Origin of the sequence: Nocardioides sp. TF02-7 (assembly GCF_022437945.1) — a bacterium.
Classification (GTDB): Bacteria; Actinomycetota; Actinomycetes; order Propionibacteriales; family Nocardioidaceae; genus Nocardioides.
In genome coordinates this window covers 3,708,069-3,727,437 of sequence record NZ_CP092535.1, presented here as the reverse complement: position 1 = coordinate 3,727,437, position 19,369 = coordinate 3,708,069, and the positions used below count along the sequence as shown (strand labels likewise).

The window sequence follows — 19,369 nt, the reverse complement described above, 5'->3', positions numbered from 1 at the left end:
TGCGGCTCCCCCGGTGCAGCCGCTCCCGCCGTCGTCGGTGCCGCCCTCGGCCCGCTACCCGTTGTACGCCGACGCGCCGCCGCCCGCGCCGCCGGGCCCACCGACCGCCCCGCCGCGGTCGTCGCCGCCGGGCCCGCCACCGGCCGGGCAGTCGCGGGCCGGGCAGCCGGCGGCCGACCGTCCGGCCCGGCGCCGGACCGCCCTGCCCTGGGTGGCTGCCCTGGCGCTGCTCGCACTGGTCGCGCTCACCGGCATCGTGCTCCTGGTCACCGGCGGCTCCCCGCAGGAGCCCCAGGCCGCCGGCGGTGACCCGACCCCCGCGCCGGTCAGCGAGCCGGCAGGTGCTGGTGAGGAGGAGGAGCCGTCCGACCAGCCCGCCGGGCAACGCCGGCTCGCGGCGCTCGCGCTGGTCGACGTGCCGGCCACGGCACCGGCCAGCACCGACGGCGACGGCAACCGGGTCTCCTTCCACGCCCGCCGGATGCTCGACGGCGACCCGCGCACCGCCTGGCGGATGGCGGGCGACGGCACCGGGCAGGTGGTCACCTTCCGGTTCGACGAGCCGGTCGAGATCACGTCGGTGGGCCTGGTCAACGGCTACGCCAAGAAGGACCCGCCGCACGACTGGTACGACGGCAACCGCCGCATCCTGCGCGTCTCCTGGCTGTTCGAGGACGGCTCCGAGGTCACCCAGGACCTCCGCGAGCGGCGGGCCCTGCAGGTCGTCGACATCGACCCGGTCAGCACCCGGCAGGTCCAGCTGCGGATCCTCGACGTGACCGCCCCCGGCCGTGGCCGGTCGGGTCGCGACTACACCGCCATCAGCGAGGTCGCGTTCGGCGGACCGACCGGCTGACGAGACGCGCGGGCGGATCGCCGTACTGTTCCGCCATGCGATCGGGGTGGGCGGAGGCGCGGGACGCCTATCGGGCGGCGGCGGAGCGGTTCTTGGCGACGGTGCGGCTGGTCGGTGACCGCTGGGACGAGCCGGGCCTCGGCGAGTGGGACGTGCGCGCCCTGGTCGGCCACACCACCCGGTCGTTCCTCACCGTCGAGGAGTACGCCGCCACGCCGGCCGACGCGATCCGGGTCGACTCCCCTGTCGAGTACTACCGGGCCGCGCGGGCGATCGCGGCCGGCCCCGGGGTCGCGCAACGCGGGCGGGACGCCGGCGCCGCCCTCGGTGACGACCCGGTCGCCGCGGTCACCGCGATCGCCGAGCGGGTGCTGCCGGTCCTCGACCGGCACGACGGCACGGAGGTGGTCCAGACCATCGTCGGCGGCATGCGGTTCGCCGACTACCTGCCGACCCGGGTCTTCGAGCTCGCGGTGCACACCGCCGACCTGGCCGTCGCGCTCGGCGAGCCGGTCGACGTACCTCCGGCGGCCGCCGAGATGGCCCTGTCGATCGTCGCCGGGCTCGCCGTCCACGACGGCCGCGCCGGCGACCTGCTGCTCGCCGCGACGGGCCGGTCGGGGCTGCCGGTCGGGTTCTCGGTGCTCTGACCTCCCCACGCGGGTGCGCCCGCTGCCTGTTCGGCGCCGAGTGGGGAAGATCGGTCGCACATGGCCGGTGACTCCCCGTGGCGACGGGACTGACCGCTCCCGCCGCTCCTCACACCGCGGCGAGGAACCCCTGCACGCGCTCCGTCAGCAGCGCGGTGGCCTCCGGGTCGTAGGCATCGAGGGAGGAGTCCGCGAAGAGGTGCTGGTCGCCCGGGTAGAGGAACAGCTCGGCGTCGTCGGTGGCGGCGGCCAGCTCGCGCGCGGCCGGGAGGTCCTCCTCGAAGAACTCGTCACCCTCCTTGCCGTGGATCTGCACCGGTACGCCGGCGGGCCACGGTCCGCCGAACGCGGCGACCGGGATGCACGAGTACATGAGCAGGGCGCCGCGGGCACCAGGGCGGGTCTGCGCCAGCTGCTGGGCGATCATCACGCCGAAGGAGAACCCGGCGTAGACCAGGCCGGTGCCCAGCTCGTCGGCCGCCGCCGCTCCCCGCTCGCGGACCGCGTCGAGCCCGGCGTCCTCGGCGAACCCGAAGCCCTCCTCGATGCTGGCGAAGGTGCGGCCGTCGAACAGGTCGGGCGTGTGGACGGTGTGGCCGGCGCTGCGCAGGTCGTCGGCGAAGGCCCGGACGCCGTCGGTCAGCCCCTGGATGTGGTGGTAGAGCAGCACCTCGGCCATCTCAACGCCCCTTTTGATCGACTATTCCGGAACATTCGATCACGCTAGTCTGTTCGTCCATGACCGACAACCCCCGGACTACGAGCTCGCCGACCGGCTGGCGCTGACCCGACCGGAGCAGGTCAAGGCGATCGGTCACCCGCTGCGCACGACGCTCCTGCAGCTGCTGCACGAGCGGGCCGCCTCGGTCACCGAGCTCGCTGCCGCCGTCGAACGCCCCAAGAGCACGGTCGCCCACCACGTCGACGTGCTCGTCCGCAACGGGCTCCTCCGGGTGGTCCGGACGCGGAAGGTGCGCGCGATCGAGGAGCGCTTCTACGGTCGCACCGCCCGCCTGTTCTACGTGACCGCTGAGCCGTCGGCCGACGGCGAGGCGCCGCTCGACTTCAACGACCTCGAGGTCGCCGCCCAGGAGTCGGCGACGGCGCACGGGCAGGGGAAGCTGTGGGGGTTCATCCGCCACGCACGCATCTCGGAGGACCAGGCCTCCCGGTTCTGGGAGCGGATGACCGAGCTGGTCGACGAGTTCGACAAGCTGCCCAGGTCGGGCGAGATCGTGTACGGGTTCGCGGTCGGCATCTACCCGACCGACCACCCCACCCCTGCCCACCGTGTCCACCGGCGAGTGAGGCCACGACAGGCGCCCAGGAAGGACGAAGATCGTCGCCATGCCCGACCAGACCGTCGACTCCGCCGAGTTCGCCGAGCTCTCCGAGCCGCTCCGTCACGAGCTGCAGGTGCACTGCTACCGGCTGCTCGGCTCCTACGACGAGGCCGAGGACCTCGTGCAGGAGGCGCTCCTGCGCGCCTGGAAGTCCCGGGAGCGGTTCGAGCGGGGCTCCAACTTCCGGGCCTGGCTCTACAAGGTGGCGACCAACGCCTGCCTGGACTTCCTGCGGGCGCACCAGCGGACCCCGGCGCCGTACGCCGAGCTCCCCGGGATGGACCACGGCACCGGCGCGGCTCCGGTCAGCATCGCCTGGCTGCAGCCGGCGCCGCTGCCCGAGGACAGCACCGAGGCGCGGGAGACCATCGAGCTGGCGTTCGTCGGCGGTCTCCAGCACCTGCCTCCGGTGCAGCGCGCGGTGAGCGTGCTGCGCGACGTGCTGGGCTGGTCCGCCGCCGACACGGCGCGGCTGCTCGACACCAGCCCCGCTTCGGTGAACTCCGCCCTGCAACGTGCTCGATCGACGCTCCGCTCCCGCCTGCCTGCACGGAGGGAGGAGTGGCGCCGGGCGCGAGGGCCGTCCGAGGAGGAGCGGAAGATCCTCGACCGCTACATCGCGGCCGTGGAGTCGCTGGACGCGGCCGAGATCGCGAACGTGCTCCGCGACGACGTGGTGCTCACCATGCCGCCGAACCCGTTCTGGTTCCACGGCCGGGACGCGATGCTGTCGTTCGTGATGCGGTCGCTCGACCCGGCGTCGCCGACCTTCCTCGGGCACTGGCGATCGACGCCGACCACCGTCAACACCATGCCGGCGTGCGCGAACTACGTCCGGTTGCCGGGTACGACGGTCTACCGCGCGCAGGTGCTCGACGTGCTCCGCATCGAGGGTGACCGGGTCGCCGAGATCACCTCGTTCGAGCCGCACCACTTCATCCGGTTGGGCCTGCCGCTGGTGCTGCCCGAGCAGTCGCGCGGCGACGACCGGAGAAGTCGCCGATGAGGATCTCGACCGGGCTCCGTTACAGGAGGTGAACGGCGCGCACCGGGCGGGCCGACCACCTCACAGGAGCTCACCGTGAACGCTCAGCACCCCATCACCAGGTCCACCAGCCGACGGGTTGTCGCCAACCTCGCGCTCACCCTGGACGGCTCGTTCCACGGCGCCGGCGGACCCGACGACTTGGCACCGATCGTCCGTTACGCCGTCACCGACGTCGCCCGCAACCACATGGCGCGTTTCATCTCGACCGCAACGACCGCTGTCCTCGGGCGTGTCAACGCCGAGGGGTTCCTCGGGTTCTGGCCCGCCCTCATCAGCTCCGACGGCGTCGACCCCCGCGACGAGGCCTACGCCAAGTGGCTGGTGGCCACCGAGAAGGTGGTGCTCTCCACCACGCTCACCGACGCCCCGGGCGAGAACTCGCGCGTCCGCAACGCGCCCGCGGCCGAGGTGGTCGCGGAGCTGCGCGACGTCGGTGTGGGCGACATCCTCGTCAACAGCAGCCCGAGCGTGATCCAAGAGCTGCTGGCCGCGGACGAGGTCGACCGGCTGGAGCTGCTCGTCGTACCCGAGCTCGCCGGTGGCGGCACCCGCCTCTTCGAGGCCGGCCTGCCGGCGACGAGGTGGACGCTCGCCCGGCACGAGGCGGGCGAGCAGGGCGAGCTGAGCCTGACCTACGACCGGGCGCGCTGATCCGGCTCACGGCCCGCCGCGCGGCGGGCCGCGCTACTCGGTCAGAGACGCGCGAGCACCTTCGCCGCGGCCTCGGCGTCGGCGCGGGTCACGTCGAGGTGGGTGACCAGCCGGACGGTGCGGGGGCCGACGGCGCCGATGAGCAGGCCCTCGGCGCGGGCCTTCTCGACGAACGCGACCGCGTCCGGGCGGTCGAAGGTGACGATGTTGGTCGCGACGCCGGCCGGGTCGGCACCGCAGGCGTCGGCGAGCAGCCGTGCGTGGTCGTGGTCGTCGGCGAGCCGGTCGACGTGGTGGTCGAGGGCGTGCAGGCCGGCGGCGGCGAGGATGCCGACCTGGCGCATCCCGCCGCCGAGCCGCTTCCGCCGGATCCGGGCCTCCGCCACCAGGTCGGCCGGGCCGACGACCAGCGAGCCGACCGGGGCGCCGAGCCCCTTGGACAGGCAGACCGCCAGCACGTCCGCGCAGGCGCCGTACGCCGCCAGCGGGGTGCCCGTCGCGACGTGCGCGTTCCAGATCCGGGCGCCGTCGAGGTGCACCGCCGCGCCGCGCTCGGCGGCGAACGCCCGCAGCGCCTGCAGGTCGGCCAGCGGCAGCACCGCTCCCCCGGCGAAGTTGTGGGTGTTCTCGACCGAGATCGCCGCCGTCGGCACGAAGAACGGGCCGAGGTCGGGTGCGAAGAGGTCGTCGAGCGCGGCGAGGTCGACCTGCCCGCGCGGGTGCGACCAGGTGCGCATCGTGATGCCGGACACCGCTGCGTGGGCGCCGAGCTCGGCCCGGGCGATGTGGGCCCGCGCCTCGCAGAGCACCTCCTGCCCGGGCGCGACGACCAGCCCGACCGCGAGCACGTTGGCCATCGACCCGGTGGGGGTGAACAGGGCCGCCTCGTGCCCGAACAGGGCGGCGACCCGCTCCTCGAGCGCGCGGACCGTGGGGTCCTCGCCGTAGACGTCGTCGCCGACCTCGGCGCGCGCCATCGCGGCGCGCATCGCCTCGGTCGGCCGGGTGACGGTGTCGGACCGGAGGTCGAGCACGGTCACGCCCGGCGGTCGCGGCGCAGCATCTCCGCGACGAGGAACGCCAGCTCCAGCGACTGCACCCGGTTGAGACGCGGGTCGCAGACCGACTCGTAGCGGTTGGCGAGGTCCTCGTCGCGCAGCTCCTCGCCGCCGCCGAGGCACTCGGTGACGTCGTCGCCGGTCAGCTCGACGTGGATGCCGCCGGGCCAGGTGCCGAGGGCGTGGTGCACGTCGAAGAAGCCCTGCACCTCCTCGATCACGTCGTCGAAGCGGCGGGTCTTGTAGCCGGAGGTCGCCTCGAACGTGTTGCCGTGCATCGGGTCGCAGACCCACGCGGCCTGGACGCCCTCGGCGGTGATCTTCTCGACCAGGTGCGGCAGCCCGTCGCGGATCTTCGCCGCGCCGAACCGGGTGATGAACGTCAGCCGGCCGGGCTCGTTGTCCGGGTTGAGCTTCGCCGCGAGCGCGAGCGCGTCGTCGGCGGAGGTGGTCGGGCCGAGCTTGACGCCGATCGGGTTGCGGATCCGGCTCAGCAGCTCGACGTGGGCGCCGTCGAGCTGGCGGGTCCGCTCGCCGATCCAGACGAAGTGGCCGGACGCGGCGTAGGGCTGCTGGGTGCGGGAGTCGACGCGGGTCATCGCGTGCTCGTACTCCAGCACCAGCGCCTCGTGGGAGGAGTGGAAGTCGACCCGGCGCAGCTCCTCGGCGTCGACGCCGATGGCGGTCATGAACTGCATCGCCTTGTCGATCTCGGTGGCCACCCGCTCGTAGCGCTGGCCGTAGACGCTCGTCGAGACGAAGTCGGTGTTCCAGGTGTGCACCTGGCGCAGGTCGGCGTACCCGCCGCGGACGAAGGCGTTGACCAGGTTGAGCGTCGCCGCCGAGGCGCGGTAGACCTCGAGCAGGCGCTGCGGGTCGGGTTGCCGCGCGGCCGCGGTGAACTCGTAGCCGTTGACGGCGTCGCCGCGGTAGGCGGGCAGCGTGACGCTCTGCCCGTCGGCGGTGGCGCGGGTCTCGAGGTCGGAGCTGCGCGGCTTGGCGTACTGCCCGGCGAGCCGGCCCACCTTCACCACCGGCACCGACGCGGCGTAGGTCAGCACGATCGCCATCTGCAGGAGCACCCGCAGCTTGTTGCGCACGTTGTCGGCCGTCGCGCCGGCGAAGGTCTCGGCGCAGTCCCCGCCCTGCAGCAGGAACGCCTCGCCGCGGGTCACCGCGGCGAGCTTGTCCTGAGGTCGTCGCACTCGCCGGCGAACACCAGCGGCGGCATCGTCCGCAGCCGCTCGACCACGCCGGCGACGGCGGCCGGGTCGTCGTACGTCGGCTGCTGCCGGGCGCCGAGGGCGTGCAGCTGCTCGAGGGTGGGGATCGTGCTCACCGCTCAAGGGTACGGCGCCCGGTCCGGCGCCACCGATTCCGCGCCCGCCCACGGACGCGCGGGCGACGGCGGGCCGGTGCCCGCTCAGTATGCTGACGTGGTGAGCCCGCTGCTGTCGCTGCCGCGCGCGTCGCTCGCGTTCCACGTGCTGGAGCCGATTTTTCGACGGCGACGCGACCGTCACGCTCCGCTACGAGGTCCGCGACGACGGCGGGGAGCGGCTGGCGTCGTTCGACGAGGTCGTGGTGCTGCCCGGCACCGCCGCTGCCCACCCCGACCGGGCGGCGTTCGACCGGGTGCTGCGGCTGCTCGCGCTGGCGGGCGGCCTCAGCTACTACAAGACCTGCATCCCCGCCCGGATCGTCGTGCCCGGGGGCCTGACCCCTCGGGAGCGCGGCTTCCTCACGGCGCTGGTGCGGGGCGGGCTCGCCGAGTTCGCCTACCGCAACGACCGGCCCGAGGCGCTGCGACCGGGCGTCGAGGGCCCCGACCTCCCCCGAGCCGCCGGCCGCCGACGGGGTCGTCGACAACCCGCGGCGGCCGCTGGTCGCGGTGGGCGGCGGCAAGGACTCGATCGTCACCGTCGAGACGGTGCGCCGGCTGCCGGTCGACGTCACCTTGTTCTCGGTCAACGAGTACGCACCGATCCGCGCCACTGCCGACCAGGCGGGCCTGCCGCTCCTGGTCGCGCGCCGGACCCTCGACCCGCTGCTGTTCGAGCTCAACGCGCAGGGTGCGCTCAACGGCCACGTGCCGGTGACGGCGGTCAACTCCCTCATCGCCTGCCTGGCCGCGATCCGGGCCGGGCACGACGCGGTCGTGTTCAGCAACGAGGCCAGCTCGTCGGCGGGCAACCTCACCTGGGAGGGCGTCGACGTCAACCACCAGTGGTCGAAGGGGCTGGAGTTCGAGGCGCTGGTGCGCGACCTCGTCGCCGGCCAGCGGCTCACGTACTTCTCGTTCCTCCGGCCGCTCTCCGAGCTCGCGATCATGCGGGCGTTCGCCCGGCTCACCGACTACCACCCGGTGTTCACCAGTTGCAATCGCGCCTTCCACCTCGACGAGTCGCGGCGCCGGCTGTGGTGCGGCGAGTGCCCGAAGTGCCGGTTCGTCTTCCTCTGCCTGGCCCCGTTCCTGACCCGGGACGCCCTGCTGGCCGTCTTCGCTGGGCGCGACCTGCTCGCCGACCCCGCCCAGCGGGAGGGCTTCCTCGCGCTCCTCAACGTCGGCGGCCGGCTGAAGCCGTTCGAGTGCGTGGGCGAGCCGGCGGAGTGCCGGGTGGCCGCGACGCTCCTGTCCCGCCACCCCGACTGGCAGGCGCACCCGTTCCTCGACGACCCGGAGGTGCGGGCGACGCTCACCGACGAGTCGGGGATCGCGTCGGTGTTCGCCTTCCACGACGAGCACTTCCTGCCCCCGGCGTACGAGAAGGCCGTGCGTGAACTTCTCTGACCTGGCCGGCCGCCGGGTCGCGGTGTGGGGCCACGGCCGGGAGGGGCGCTCGGTGTCGGCCCACCTGTCGGCGCTCGGCATCCCGCACGACGTCGTCGTCCCCGACGAGGAGGACGGCCCCGACCCGCAGGTGGCGTACGGCGACCGGGCGCGGTCGCTGCTGCTGGCCGCGGAGGTCGCGGTGAAGTCGCCCGGCATCCCGGTCACCTCGCCGCTCTACGGCCAGGTCGTCGCCGGGGGCACCGTCGTGACCAGCCTGACCGACCTCTGGATGAGCGACAACGCGCCGCGGACGGTCGCGGTGACGGGCTCGAAGGGCAAGAGCACGACGGCGTCGCTGCTGAGCCACGTCCTCGACCACGCCGGCCGGCGGGCGTCGTTGAGAGGCAACATCGGCACCAGCGTGCTGGAGGAGCCGGACCCGCCGTCCGAGCTGGTCGTCATGGAGCTGTCGAGCTATCAGGCCCAGTCGCTCACCGTGTCGCCGCGGGTCCTCGTCGTGACCTCGCTCTTCCCCGAGCACCTCACCTGGCACGGGTCGGAGGAGGCCTACTACCGCGACAAGCTCAACGCGGCCGCGCACGGGCCCGAGGTCGTGGTGGTGCCGGGGTCCGACGACGCGCTGCTCGCCCGGGTCCGCGCCGCCGCCCCGGGGGCGCCCCTCCTCGCGACCGGCCGGCACACCGTCGGCGTCACGGAGGACGGCGCGGTCGTCTGGGCCGACGGCACCCGGGTCGACCGTGACGACCTTCCCCTGCTGGGCCGGCACCAGGCCGTCAACATCGCCCTGGCGGCCCTCGCCGCGCAGCACCTCGGGGTCGCGCCGGACGTCGTCGCCGCGGCGGTCCGCACGTTCCGGGCCCTGCCGCACCGGATGGAGCGCGTCCCGTCGGCCGACCACCGCACCTGGATCGACGACAGCCTGGCGACGGCCCCGGAGGCCGTGGTCGCCTCCCTGGCCTCGCTCCCGGACGACCGGGTCGCGCTGCTGGTGGGCGGCGCCGACCGCGGCCTCGACTTCACGCCGCTGACTGACTACCTCGCCCGGCGGCCGGACGTGACGGTGCTGCTGGTGGGCCCCGCGGGCCGCAGGGTCCACGACACCGCGGGCGTCGGCCGGCTCTTCGCGTCGTTCGCCGACGCCGTGACGTGGGCCCGCTCCGGCGACAACCCCGCCTCCGTGGTGCTGCTCTCCCCCGGCGCGCCGAGCTTCGACGAGTTCGAGAGCTACGAGCAGCGCTCGGCCGCGTTCCGCGCGGCCGCCGCGGCCCGGTGAGTCCCGGAGGCGCGACCAGCGCCGTGACGACCTGGCGCGGCGGCGACCCCGTGGCCACGTCGGCCGCCGAGTGGGACCGCCGCGCCGCCGGGTTCCTCGGCTGCGGGTTCCGGGTGGTCGTGCCGACCGGACCGCCCGGCGGGCCGGCGTACCGCTTCGCCCGGGCGCAGGCCGAGCGCGTCGCCCGGCGCCTCGGCCTGGAGCTCGACCCGGTGGCCTGGGCGGAGCTCGCGAACCGCGACGGCGGGGCCGTCGTCGAGGGCGGCTGGGAGTACTGGCCCGGCCGCCCGTTCGGACCGCCCTGGACCTGCGCCGCCCGCCTCGACGCGGCAACCGCCCCTGAGCCACCGGTCGCCGTCGCGGCCGTGAGCCTGCCCTGGCGCTGGGGGTCGACGGGCGCGCTCGCCGGCCTGCCGACGATCTCGCGGCTCGAGGCCGCCCGCGCCGAGCGCCACGTCGCCGGCCGCGGCGCCGGCCTCGGCCTGTGGTTCGACCACCGCGGCCGGCTCTGCACGACGACGGCCGGGCCCGTCGTGGTGCTGGCAGCCGACGGCCGGTGGGTCCGCCCGCCCGAGGAGGCCGGTGCGGTCACCTCGTGGACCTACGACGAGGTCGCCGCCGCCGTCGCCGCCGCGCCCGCCGGCCTCGGTCGGGCAGCGCTCGCGGACGCCCGGCTGGTGTGCGCGGTCGGCGAGCTCGGCGACCTGCGCGCGGCCGTCTCGGTCGACGGCCGCCCCTGCTCCCCCGACCCCGTGGCGCTCGACGAGCTGCGGACCGCCGTAGCCAGGATCCTCAGCCCGCGTCGCCGATCGGGTCGATGACCTCGAGCCGCTCGAGCAGGAACAGGAACGCCTGCGCGAACGGGTTGTCCTTCGTCTCGCGGGCGACGACGTCCCACTCGACCTGCTCGCGGACGGCACGGGCGACCGGCAGCCCCTTGCCGAAGTCGCAGGCGTGCTCCTCCATGGCGCCGAGCTTGTCCGCCATCAGGGTGGTCGTCGACAGCACCGGCATCTGCACCGACTCGACCTCGAGCTCGTCGGCGTAGTCGAAGCGCGACCGCTCGATCGGCTCGCTGCGGGCGCGGAAGATGATGTCGACCATCGCGTCGTCGACGTAGACCTTGAACAGCCAGTCCTCGGGCGGCTGCACGACGTTGAGCCCGCGCTCGGCCAGCAGGTCCTTGGCCCGCGGCGCGTCCTCCTCGGCGATCATGAAGTCCACGTCGTGCGCCGGCTCGGGGCCGCCGCGTGCCCACAGCCCATAGCTCCCGGCGAGCGCGAACGGCGCCTCGCCCTCCTTCAGGGTCACCGCGACCAGCTTGAGGGCCTCGCGGAGGTTGCGTTGTACGTCGTGCACGGCCGCTCGGTACCCCGCGCGGGCGCGCTCATCCGAAGTCGGCGCCGGCTCATGCAACGGCACCGGCATGGGTACCCCGCCGTTGATGCGCCTGGTGACCTTCAACATCCTCAACGGCCGCTCGCTGCACGACGAGCAGGTCGACGACGAGGTGCTGCGCGCGGCCGTGCGCGACCTCGACCCGGACGTGCTCGCCCTGCAGGAGGTCGACCGCAACCAGCCGCGGTCGAACTGGCACGACCTCACCGCGATCGCGGCCGAGGCGATGGGCGCCGCGCAGCACCGGTTCGTCGCGGCGCTGGCCGGCAGCCCGGGCGCGACCTGGCAGGCGGCCACCGGCGAGGAGCAGCCGGACGCGGCGGCGTACGGGATCGCGCTGCTGAGCCGCTACCCGGTGAGCGGCTGGAACGTGGTGCGGCTGCCCACCATCCCGTTCCCGACGCCGATCCGGTTCGACGGCCGGCGGCTCCCGACGATGGTGCGCGACGAGCCCCCGGGTGGCGGTCGCCGCGACCATCGACTGCCCCTCCGGCCCGCTCACCGTGGCGACGACGCACCTGTCGTTCGTCAACTGGTGGAACGGCCGCCAGCTGCGGCACCTGGTGTCGTCGCTGGCGTCGCTGCCGGCGCCGATGCTGGTCACCGGCGACCTCAACATGGGCGTCGACCGGGCCGAGCGGGTCTCCGGCATGACCGCGGTCGCGCGGCACCCGACGTTCCCCGCCGACGCGCCGCGCGAGCAGCTCGACCACGTGCTCGCCGACCGGCGGCTCGAGGTGCGGTCGCAGACCTGCCGGATGCCGCTCTCGGACCATCTCGCCCTGGTCGTCGACCTGGTGTGAGGCGGCCCCGGTCAGCCGTCAGCCGAAGAAGACCTCCGCCTCGGCGTACTCCTCCGGGCTCACGACCTTGAGCTCGCCGGTGCCCTCGATCAGCGGCAGCCGCACGATGTCGGTGCCCCGCAGCGCCACCATCACGCCGAACTCGCCGTCGGCGACCGCGGCGATCGCGTGCAGGCCGAACCGGGTGGCGAGCCAGCGGTCGAACGCCGTCGGCGTGCCGCCGCGCTGCACGTGGCCGAGCACGACCGCCCGCGCCTCCTTGCCGGTGCGCTGCTCGATCTCCTTGGCGATCCGGTCGCCGATGCCACCGAGCCGCACGTGGCCGAACGCGTCCTTCTCGCCGCTGGCGAGCGTCATCCCGCTGCCGTCGGCCGGGACGGCGCCCTCGGAGACGACGATGATCGGGGCGTACTCGCTCTCGAAGCGGGTCTCGACGTCGGCGCAGACCGCGTCGATGTCGAACGGCACCTCCGGGATCAGCACGGCGCTGGCCCCGCCCGCGATGCCGGCGTGGAGCGCGATCCAGCCGGCGTGGCGGCCCATCACCTCCACGACCAGCACCCGGTGGTGGGACTCCGCCGTCGTGTGCAGCCGGTCGATGGCCTCGGTCGCGATGTTGACCGCGGTGTCGAAGCCGAACGTGAAGTCGGTGCCGGACAGGTCGTTGTCGATCGTCTTGGGGACGCCGACGACCTGGACGCCGAGGTCGGCGAGCTTGGTGGCGACGCCGAGGGTGTCCTCGCCGCCGATCGCCACCAGCGCGTCGACACCGGCCTCGGCGAGGTTGTCCTTGATCCGCTGCACGCCGTCCTCGACCTTGAACGGGTTGGTGCGCGAGGAGCCCAGTATGGTGCCGCCCCGCGGGAGGATGCCGCGGCACTGCTCGATGCCGAGCGGCATCGTGATGCCCTCGAGCGGGCCCCCGCCAGCCGTCACGGAACCCGACGAACTCGAAGCCGTACTCCTTGACCCCCCGGCGGACGACCGCGCGGATCACCGCGTTGAGCCCGGGGCAGTCGCCTCCTCCGGTCAGCACTCCGACGCGCATGGACCCGTCTCCCTCCGACTTGGAACGATCAACGGCGAGACTAGCGAAACCGAGGTGACCGGGGCACCGTGACGCGGCGGGGCTACGGTGGCGCCCATGACGTTCTCGATCGTGGCCCGCTCCGCCGACGGCGAGTCCTGGGGCGTGGCGGTGGCCTCCAAGTTCCTCGCGGTCGGGTCGGCGGTGCCCGCCGCCGTGGCCGGGGTCGGCGCCGTGGCGACCCAGGCCTGGGCCAACGTCGCCTACAAGGGCATCGCGCTCGCGCACCTCGACGAAGGAGCCACGGCGTCGGTCGCCGTGCAGCGGCTGGTCGAGGAGGACGAGGGCCGCGACCACCGCCAGGTCGGCGTCGTCGACCTCGACGGCGGCGCCGCGACGTACACCGGCTCCGCGTGCCTGGAGTGGGCCGGCGGCGTGAGCGGCGAGGGCTACGCCATCCAGGGCAACATCCTCACCGGGCCCGAGGTGGTCGACGCGATGCAGGCCGCGTTCGATGGCAGCGACCCCGACGCCCCGTTGGCGCGGCGGCTGCTGGCGGCCCTGGCGGCGGGTGACGCCGCCGGGGGGCGACAGCCGTGGCCGGCAGTCCGCCGCCCTGCTCGTGGTGAAGGAGGGCGCCGGGTACGGCGGCTTCGACGACGTCGCGGTCGACCTCCGGGTCGACGACCACGCCGAGCCGGTCCGCGAGCTGGAGCGGCTGCTCGGCCTGCACGAGGAGCTGTTCCCGGTCGTGGCCGAGGAGGACCAGCTGCCCGACAGCCCGGAGCTGCAGGCCGAGCTCGACGGTCGTGCCCGCGCGCTCGGGCACGACGACTTCGGCGCCTGGGTCGGCAGCCTCAATTACGAGGGCTACGTGGGCGAGGGCTGGACGGCTCGGAAGGTGGTCGACGAGCTCCGGAGCGCGACGCCGGAGTGGTCGGCCTCCTGACACCCGGGGGCGCCCGGACCGCCCTGACGCGAGGGAGCCCGGCCGGTCACCGCCGGCGCGAGGCGACCCGGTCGAGCGCGGCCTGCGCGGCGTCGCGGTCGGCGGTCGCCGTCCGCAGCGTCGCGGCGGCCTCGTCGCGCACGTCCTCGGCGTCGCCGAGCTCGTCGTCGACCTCGTCGAGCTCCGTCTCCAGCTCCGCGAGCCTCCGGCGCAGCTCGTCGATCTCGGCCTGCAGCTGCAGCGACCGCGCGGACAGGCGCTCGACGTCGGCGAGGGCCTCGGCGTGGGCTGCCTCCGCCTCCACGTGCGCCTCCGCAGCGGCGGCGAGCCGTCCTCGGCCGCCGCCCGCGCCTTCGCCTCGGCGTCGGGATCGGGCACCACCCGCAGGTCGGGAGGGCCGGGCGCCGGGGCCTCGCGGGGCGTGGCGGTGAACCCGAGGGCCTCGGGCACCGCGAGCGCGGCGGCCAGCCGGTCCTCGGGCACCTCCTCCACGCCGGTGGTCTGCAGGGTGCCGACGAGCATCCCGCTGCGCACCGCACGCCCGCACCGGGCGTCGACCATCGCCGCCGTGAGCGTCGCCTCCACCTGGTCGGCGACGGCCTGCGTGACCTTGTGCCCCTCCTCCGCCGCGAGCCGCCGCGCCTGCTGGGTCACCGCGGCGGTCACCTGCCGCCGCTGCTTGGTGAGCGCCCGCAGCTCCCCTGCGGACATGGCGGCCTGCGCCTCGCGCAGCGCGGCCCCGACGCTCAGCAGCTGCTCGACCTGCTCGGCCTCGCGCCGCACGAGGAGGTCGACGACCCATGCCGCCGTGCTCGGCTTCTTCAGCGCCTTCACCCGCGGCGCCAGCGGCGTGCCCTTGAGCTCCTTGACCTTCGCGTCGCGGGCTGCGGTGAACTCGCCGGGCGGCAGGCCGTAGAGCTCGTCGGCGACGGCGAGCAGCTCGGCCGTGTCGTCCGGGCCGCCCGTGTCGGTCTCGTCGCGCCGGGCCATCAGTCGTCGAGCCCCTGCTCGATGGCGTAGCGGGTGAGCTCCACGCGGTTGTGGAGCTGCAGCTTGCGGAGGGTGTTCTGCACGTGGTTCTGCACCGTGCGGTGGGAGAGCACGAGCCGCTCGGCGATCTGCTTGTAGGACATCCCCTTGGCGACCATCTTCAGCACCTCGGTCTCCCGCTCGGTGAGCTGCTCGCCGTCACGTGCCGCCGGCTCGGGGTCGTGGGCCATCCGGCGGAACTCACCGAGCACGAGCCCGGCGAGGCCCGGGGTGAAGACGCTGTCGCCGACGGCGACCCGGCGGACGGCGTCGACCAGCTCCTCGCGCGACGCCGACTTGACCAGGTAGCCGGTCGCACCGGCCTTCACCGCCTCCAGCACGTCGTCCTGCTCGCCCGACGCGGAGAGGATCAGCACCCGCGCCGACGGGTCCTCGCGCAGCACGGTGGCGGCGACCTCGACGCCGCTCGGCGGCGGGATCTGCAGGTCGAGCACGACCACCTGCGGCCGGGTGGCGGTGAACCGCGTCACCGCCTCCCCGCCCGGTCGCCGCCGTCGCCACCACGGTGAACCCGGCGGCCTCCAGGTCGCGCTCGACCGCCTCGCGCCACATCGGGTGGTCGTCGACGATCATCACGCGCACACGGGCGTCCCCAGGATCGCGAGGGTCGGTCATGGCGGCGACCCTATTCAGTCGAGGGTGCGGAAGCGACCACGCCGGTGCAGCAGCGGCCGCTCGTCCTCGCCGACCGTGACCGCGTCGAGGGTCGCGGTGACCTCGACCGACCACCCGACCTCCCGCTCGCCCGCGAGCGTGACGTCCGCCCAGGTGGTCGCCGTCGCGAGGCGCGGCCCGTACGCCGTCGCGACGAACTCCGCCTGGCGGAACGGGCCGCCTGGTGCGGGCGCCGTACCGGCGAAGGCCTCGGCCAGCTGGCGGTCGGGCCAGGTGAGGACGTGCACCACGGCGCGGCCGGTGTCGCGCAGCTCCGCGAGCAGGTCGCTGTCGGGGTCGAGCAGCGCCAGCAGCGCGGGGCGGGCCCCATCGCGACCATCACCGAGGTGACGGTGAGGCCGGCCGCGGTCGCGCCCTCCCCTGCCGACCAGAGGGTGACCGCGCCGCCCAGCCGGCCGCGCAGCCGCCGGACGGGATCCGGCTCGGGGTCGGCGAACGGGTGGCTGGTGTGGATCGTCACGGGTCGAGGGTAGGGGCCGGGTCGGGAGCGACAGCCGACGAGGTCCAGCCGCGCGGCGTCCGCTCACCCCTTCGGTACGACGACCTCCCACTCGGTGCCGAACGGGCCGGTGCTGAGCGTCGCCGTGCCGCCCAGGTCGCGCACCCGGCCCTCGATCGACCCACTGACCCCGAGCCGTCCCTCCGCCCGCGCCTCGGCGAGCCGGCCCTCGGGGATGCCGTCGCCCTCGTCGCGCACCGAGACCGCCACCCGGTCGCCGAGGTCCTCCAGCAGCACCCACGCCGGAGCGCCCTCCCCGACGTGCCGGGTGACGTTGTCGAGGCAGGCGACGACGACCGCGACCAGCTCGGCGACCACCGGCGCCGGCAGCTCGACCGCCCCGCCCGGGAGCGCCACCTGCACCCCCGGCCGCGGGGCGAGGGCGCCGAGCGCGGCAGCCAGGTCCTCCGCGCCGGCCCGGTCGTCCGCGGTGACCGCGTCCTGACTGCGGATCAACGTCCGCAGCGCCTGCTCCTGCTCCCCCGCCAGCCGGCCGAGCTCCTCGGCCTCCCCCGCCGATCTCGGCGCCGCGCCGCTGGACCAGCGCCAGCACCTGGAGCACGCCGTCGTGCACCACCCGCGCCAGCCGCGCCCGCTCCGCGGCCGCGGCGGCCTCCCGCTCGGCGAGGTCGCGCTCGGTCGCCATCCGCTGCAGCGACTCGCAGAGGTAGCCGACGATCGGCCCGCCGATCAGCAGCAGGAACACGTTGGCGTAGTTGCCCTGGTCGAAGTCCGGGCGGATCGTCAGGTCGCAGCCGACGAGCACGCCGGCGGCGACCAGTCCGCCGAGCCAGCCGTAGCGCACGGCCCACGCGATCAGCGCCCCCATCACCCAGAACCCCGGGATGGTGGCGTCGAACCACGGGCCCTTCACGACCGGCGTCGCGAGCATCAGGCCCGCGGCGACGGCCAGGTCGGCGACGAGCAGCCGCCAGGTGCGGCGGGCCGGACGGGCGTAGGTGACGATGGCGTACGCCGTCCAGGCGACCATCAGCGCGAGGCACGCCCAGGCGGCGGTCGGGTGGTCGAAGTTGTTGCGGTAGGCGTTGATGACGAGTGCGTTGAGGAGCACGACGACCCGCAGCACCGCGAGCGCGCGGAACATCCGGTCCTCGACCGCCACCGCGGCCCGGGTCGCCGTACCGGCCATCGGGCGGAGGGTCAGGACGCCAGCCGGCGCTGCTCGTCGCCCTTGCCGGAGTCGCCGCGCTTGGCGTCCTCCTTGGCCCGGTTGGCGTAGACGTCGACGTACTCCTGCCCGGAGAGCCGCATGATCTCGTACATGATCTCGTCGGTGATCGACCGCAGGATGAACCGGTCGTTCTCCATCCCCGCGTAGCGGCTGAAGTCCAGCGGCTCGCCGAACCGGACGAGCGGCCGGGTGTAGCGCCCGAACTTCTTGCCCGGCGGCGCCACCACGTCGGTGCCGACGACGGCGACCGGCACGACCGGCACCCCTGTCTCCAGGGCCAGCCGGGCGATGCCGGTCTTGCCGCGGTAGAGACGCCCGTCGTGCGACCGGGTGCCCTCGGGGTAGATGCCGAACAGCTCACCGGCGCCGAGCACCCGCTTGGCCGACAGCAACGCGCCCGCGGCGGCGTCGGCGCCGGACCGGTCGATCGGGATGTTGCCGGTGCCGCTGAAGAACGTCTTCTGCAGCCAGCCCTTGATCCCGGGGCTGGTGAAGTACTCCGCCTTGGCGACGAAGCTGACCTTGCGCGGGATCACCAGCGGCATGAACAGCCAGTCGGCGTAGGACAGGTGGTTGCTCGCCAGGATCGCCGGGCCCTCGGCCGGGACGTTCTCGACGCCCTCGGCGCGCGGCCGGAAGACCAGCCGGAGGAGCGGCCCGAGCGCGATGAACTTCAGGAACCAGTAGAACAACCCACCGCACCTCTCCCCGAGACCGTCGCGGACACACCCTCCGCCGGTCCGCCGGGCGGACGCCCTGGGCCGGCTGACCGAAGCGTAGTGCCTGACCGGTCAGGTCGGACACTGGTGCACAATCGCGGCCATGGCCCACCTGCCCGAGTCCGAGCCCCTCGCCGTCGCCGCGCGTCCCGAGCTGACCGGCGGACGCCGGGTCGGCGTGCTGCTGAGCCACGGCTTCACCGGGTCGCCGGTCTCGATCCGGCCGTGGGGTCGGCACCTGGCCGAGCTCGGCTACGGCGTGCGGGTGCCGCTGCTGCCCGGCCACGCGACCTCCTGGCAGGACCTCAACACCAAGCGCTGGCCGGACTGGTACGCCGCCCTCAACGAGGTGTTCGACGAGATGTGGGCCGAGCACGACGCCGTCGTCGTGGGCGGGCTGTCGATGGGGGGCGCGCTGGTGCTGCGGCTGGCCGCCGACCGCTCCGACGACGTCGCCGGCGTGATGCTCGTCAACCCGGCGGTGGCGACGAAGCGGCTCGACGTCAGGGCGCTGCCGGTGCTGAAGCACCTGGTGCCGTCGTTCCCGGGCATCGCCAACGACATCAAGAAGGCCGGCGTCCAGGAGCACGGCTACACCCGCACGCCCCTCAAGGCGATCCACTCGCTGATCCAGGCGTGGCGGCCGCTGGTGGCCGACCTCCCTCAGGTGAAGGCGCCGCTGATCTACTTCCGCTCCGCGGTCGACCACGTCGTCGACGACGCGTCCCAGCCGCTCGTCCTCGAGCGGGTCTCCTCCACCGACGTCACCGTGGTCCCGCTCCCCGACTCCTACCACGTCGCGACCCTCGACAACGACGCCCCGACGATCTTCGAGCGGTCGGCGGAGTTCGTCGCTCGGGTCGCCGCGGTGTGACCACCCCGGCGTAGCCTGGGGCCATGGCCCGCGACGACGACGAGGCACTCGCCCACGAGCGCGAGTGGCAGCGGATCGTCGAGAACTTCGGCGAGCGTGCGGTCCTCGGGCCCGAGGACGACGGACCGGACGCCCCGGCGGCCTCGACCGGGCGGCCGTCGTACGCCGGGAGCGGCGGCGCCGACGTCTCCGACGGCCCCGACGGGGCGGGCGGGACGCGCGGTGGCGACACCGACCCGGCGGACCAGGTGCCGCCCGACGAGCAGTTCGTGCCGCCGACGCCACCCCCCGATCCCCCCGCCCGCCGACCGACCGGCTGCTGGCGTGGCTCGGTGTCCTGGGTGTGCCGGCGCTCGTCGTCGTGCTGGTCGCGGCCGGCGTGAGCATCCCGTCGTGGGCGGGCCTGCTGCTCGCCGCCGCCTTCGTCGGCGGGTTCCTCTACCTGGTCGTCCGGCTGCCCGGCTCGCCGCGGGACCCGTGGGACGACGGAGCGGTGCTCTAGCGCCCGCG

At 74.3% G+C, this 19,369-nt stretch carries 22 protein-coding genes and 6 pseudogenes; 15 read left to right on the top strand and 13 right to left on the bottom strand.

The window, feature by feature from the left end:
• The first annotated feature begins 13 nt into the window (after positions 1–13).
• Both MF408_RS19275 and MF408_RS19270 read left to right on the top strand, forming a co-directional pair.
• On the top strand, positions 14–856 hold the full coding sequence (locus MF408_RS19275) for a discoidin domain-containing protein (RefSeq protein ID WP_240249024.1): 843 nt from the start codon (positions 14–16) through the stop codon (positions 854–856).
• Positions 857–891: 35 nt separating this feature from the next.
• Positions 892–1,506: a maleylpyruvate isomerase family mycothiol-dependent enzyme gene (locus MF408_RS19270; RefSeq protein WP_240249023.1), complete on the top strand. Its 615-nt coding sequence runs from the start codon at positions 892–894 to the stop codon at positions 1,504–1,506.
• A 109-nt stretch (positions 1,507–1,615) separates the two neighbouring features.
• Here MF408_RS19270 and MF408_RS19265 read toward each other — a convergent pair whose 3' ends face one another.
• Positions 1,616–2,185, bottom strand: coding sequence for a dienelactone hydrolase family protein (locus MF408_RS19265; RefSeq protein WP_240249022.1), 570 nt, complete (start codon positions 2,183–2,185; stop codon positions 1,616–1,618).
• A 13-nt stretch (positions 2,186–2,198) separates the two neighbouring features.
• Between MF408_RS19265 and MF408_RS19260 the strand changes: the two are divergent.
• The 3 genes and pseudogenes from MF408_RS19260 to MF408_RS19250 form a co-directional block, all read left to right on the top strand.
• Positions 2,199–2,405 (top strand): annotated as a pseudogene (locus MF408_RS19260) (hypothetical protein); the annotation flags it as partial.
• Positions 2,406–2,853: 448 nt separating this feature from the next.
• Entirely contained in the window at positions 2,854–3,855 is a 1,002-nt protein-coding gene (locus MF408_RS19255) for an RNA polymerase subunit sigma-70 (protein WP_240249021.1), read from the top strand.
• A gap of 75 nt (positions 3,856–3,930) precedes the next feature.
• Positions 3,931–4,548 carry a dihydrofolate reductase family protein gene (locus tag MF408_RS19250; protein ID WP_240249020.1) on the top strand — a complete coding sequence of 206 codons (618 nt, stop codon included), beginning with the start codon at positions 3,931–3,933 and terminating at the stop codon, positions 4,546–4,548.
• A gap of 41 nt (positions 4,549–4,589) precedes the next feature.
• On the opposite strand, the gene MF408_RS19245 is transcribed toward MF408_RS19250, so the two are convergent.
• Both MF408_RS19245 and MF408_RS19240 read right to left on the bottom strand, forming a co-directional pair.
• Positions 4,590–5,588 carry a GntG family PLP-dependent aldolase gene (locus tag MF408_RS19245; RefSeq protein WP_345893771.1) on the bottom strand — a complete coding sequence of 333 codons (999 nt, stop codon included), beginning with the start codon at positions 5,586–5,588 and terminating at the stop codon, positions 4,590–4,592.
• Positions 5,585–6,945 (bottom strand): annotated as a pseudogene (locus MF408_RS19240) (3-deoxy-7-phosphoheptulonate synthase class II). Before MF408_RS19240 ends, MF408_RS19245 begins: the two are co-directional and overlap by 4 nt.
• Positions 6,946–7,497: 552 nt before the next feature.
• Here MF408_RS19240 and MF408_RS19235 point away from each other — a divergent pair.
• The 3 genes from MF408_RS19235 to MF408_RS19225 are packed head-to-tail and all read left to right on the top strand — an operon-like array spanning position 7,498 to position 10,494.
• Complete coding sequence (locus MF408_RS19235) at positions 7,498–8,397, top strand: hypothetical protein (RefSeq protein ID WP_240249019.1); 900 nt, start codon at positions 7,498–7,500, stop codon at positions 8,395–8,397.
• Positions 8,384–9,673 (top strand): UDP-N-acetylmuramoyl-L-alanine--D-glutamate ligase, encoded by a 1,290-nt coding sequence (murD, locus tag MF408_RS19230; RefSeq protein WP_275693234.1) that lies wholly within the window; start codon positions 8,384–8,386, stop codon positions 9,671–9,673. Before MF408_RS19235 ends, murD begins: the two co-directional genes overlap by 14 nt.
• A gap of 23 nt (positions 9,674–9,696) precedes the next feature.
• A complete protein-coding gene (locus MF408_RS19225) occupies positions 9,697–10,494 on the top strand; it encodes a hypothetical protein (RefSeq protein WP_240249018.1) in 798 nt (265 codons plus the stop codon).
• Here MF408_RS19225 and MF408_RS19220 read toward each other — a convergent pair.
• Both MF408_RS19220 and MF408_RS19215 read right to left on the bottom strand, forming a co-directional pair.
• Positions 10,466–11,032 (bottom strand): hypothetical protein, encoded by a 567-nt coding sequence (locus MF408_RS19220; RefSeq protein WP_240249017.1) that lies wholly within the window; start codon positions 11,030–11,032, stop codon positions 10,466–10,468. The genes MF408_RS19225 and MF408_RS19220 overlap by 29 nt on opposite strands.
• Positions 11,033–11,081: 49 nt before the next feature.
• A complete protein-coding gene (locus MF408_RS19215; RefSeq protein ID WP_240249016.1) occupies positions 11,082–11,549 on the bottom strand; it encodes a hypothetical protein in 468 nt (155 codons plus the stop codon).
• On the opposite strand from MF408_RS19215, the gene MF408_RS19210 reads away from it, so the two are divergent.
• Positions 11,530–11,874 (top strand): endonuclease/exonuclease/phosphatase family protein, encoded by a 345-nt coding sequence (locus MF408_RS19210; RefSeq protein WP_240249015.1) that lies wholly within the window; start codon positions 11,530–11,532, stop codon positions 11,872–11,874. The genes MF408_RS19215 and MF408_RS19210 overlap by 20 nt on opposite strands.
• Positions 11,875–11,892: 18 nt before the next feature.
• Here MF408_RS19210 and MF408_RS19205 read toward each other — a convergent pair whose 3' ends face one another.
• Together MF408_RS19205 and MF408_RS27160 are read right to left on the bottom strand one after the other, a co-directional pair.
• Positions 11,893–12,810, bottom strand: coding sequence for an ATP-dependent 6-phosphofructokinase (locus MF408_RS19205; protein WP_240249014.1), 918 nt, complete (start codon positions 12,808–12,810; stop codon positions 11,893–11,895).
• A gap of 37 nt (positions 12,811–12,847) precedes the next feature.
• Positions 12,848–12,922: pseudogene (locus tag MF408_RS27160) on the bottom strand (6-phosphofructokinase); the annotation flags it as partial.
• A gap of 96 nt (positions 12,923–13,018) precedes the next feature.
• On the opposite strand from MF408_RS27160, the pseudogene MF408_RS19200 reads away from it, so the two are divergent.
• Positions 13,019–13,429, top strand: a pseudogene (locus MF408_RS19200) (DUF1028 domain-containing protein); the annotation flags it as partial.
• A complete protein-coding gene (locus MF408_RS19195; RefSeq protein WP_240249013.1) occupies positions 13,416–13,850 on the top strand; it encodes a DUF1028 domain-containing protein in 435 nt (144 codons plus the stop codon). The pseudogene MF408_RS19200 and the gene MF408_RS19195, both read left to right, overlap by 14 nt.
• A gap of 46 nt (positions 13,851–13,896) precedes the next feature.
• Here MF408_RS19195 and MF408_RS19190 read toward each other — a convergent pair whose 3' ends face one another.
• Positions 13,897–14,154 carry a hypothetical protein gene (locus tag MF408_RS19190; RefSeq protein WP_240249012.1) on the bottom strand — a complete coding sequence of 86 codons (258 nt, stop codon included), beginning with the start codon at positions 14,152–14,154 and terminating at the stop codon, positions 13,897–13,899.
• A gap of 204 nt (positions 14,155–14,358) precedes the next feature.
• Between MF408_RS19190 and MF408_RS19185 the strand changes: the two genes are divergently transcribed.
• Positions 14,359–14,766, top strand: coding sequence for a hypothetical protein (locus MF408_RS19185; protein WP_240249011.1), 408 nt, complete (start codon positions 14,359–14,361; stop codon positions 14,764–14,766).
• 73 nt (positions 14,767–14,839) lie between these two features.
• On the opposite strand, the pseudogene MF408_RS19180 reads toward MF408_RS19185, so the two are convergent.
• From MF408_RS19180 to MF408_RS19170, 5 genes and pseudogenes are all read right to left on the bottom strand, one after another.
• Positions 14,840–15,515: pseudogene (locus MF408_RS19180) on the bottom strand (response regulator transcription factor).
• Positions 15,516–15,529: 14 nt separating this feature from the next.
• Entirely contained in the window at positions 15,530–16,102 is a 573-nt protein-coding gene (locus tag MF408_RS27155) for a flavin reductase family protein (RefSeq protein WP_345893958.1), read from the bottom strand.
• Positions 16,099–16,392 (bottom strand): ATP-binding protein, encoded by a 294-nt coding sequence (locus MF408_RS27150; RefSeq protein WP_345893957.1) that lies wholly within the window; start codon positions 16,390–16,392, stop codon positions 16,099–16,101. The genes MF408_RS27155 and MF408_RS27150 overlap by 4 nt, the downstream gene beginning before the upstream one ends.
• 367 nt (positions 16,393–16,759) lie before the next feature.
• Positions 16,760–17,179: pseudogene (locus MF408_RS27145) on the bottom strand (DUF5931 domain-containing protein); the annotation flags it as partial.
• A 56-nt stretch (positions 17,180–17,235) separates the two neighbouring features.
• Positions 17,236–17,958, bottom strand: coding sequence for a lysophospholipid acyltransferase family protein (locus tag MF408_RS19170; protein ID WP_240249009.1), 723 nt, complete (start codon positions 17,956–17,958; stop codon positions 17,236–17,238).
• A 130-nt stretch (positions 17,959–18,088) separates the two neighbouring features.
• On the opposite strand from MF408_RS19170, the gene MF408_RS19165 reads away from it, so the two are divergent.
• The 3 genes from MF408_RS19165 to MF408_RS25890 are packed head-to-tail and all read left to right on the top strand — an operon-like array spanning position 18,089 to position 19,361.
• Entirely contained in the window at positions 18,089–18,859 is a 771-nt protein-coding gene (locus MF408_RS19165; protein WP_240249008.1) for an alpha/beta fold hydrolase, read from the top strand.
• Positions 18,860–18,882: 23 nt separating this feature from the next.
• Positions 18,883–19,242 (top strand): hypothetical protein, encoded by a 360-nt coding sequence (locus MF408_RS19160; protein ID WP_240249007.1) that lies wholly within the window; start codon positions 18,883–18,885, stop codon positions 19,240–19,242.
• A complete protein-coding gene (locus MF408_RS25890) occupies positions 19,239–19,361 on the top strand; it encodes a hypothetical protein (RefSeq protein ID WP_275693233.1) in 123 nt (40 codons plus the stop codon). The genes MF408_RS19160 and MF408_RS25890 overlap by 4 nt, the downstream gene beginning before the upstream one ends.
• Positions 19,362–19,369 lie beyond the last annotated feature (8 nt).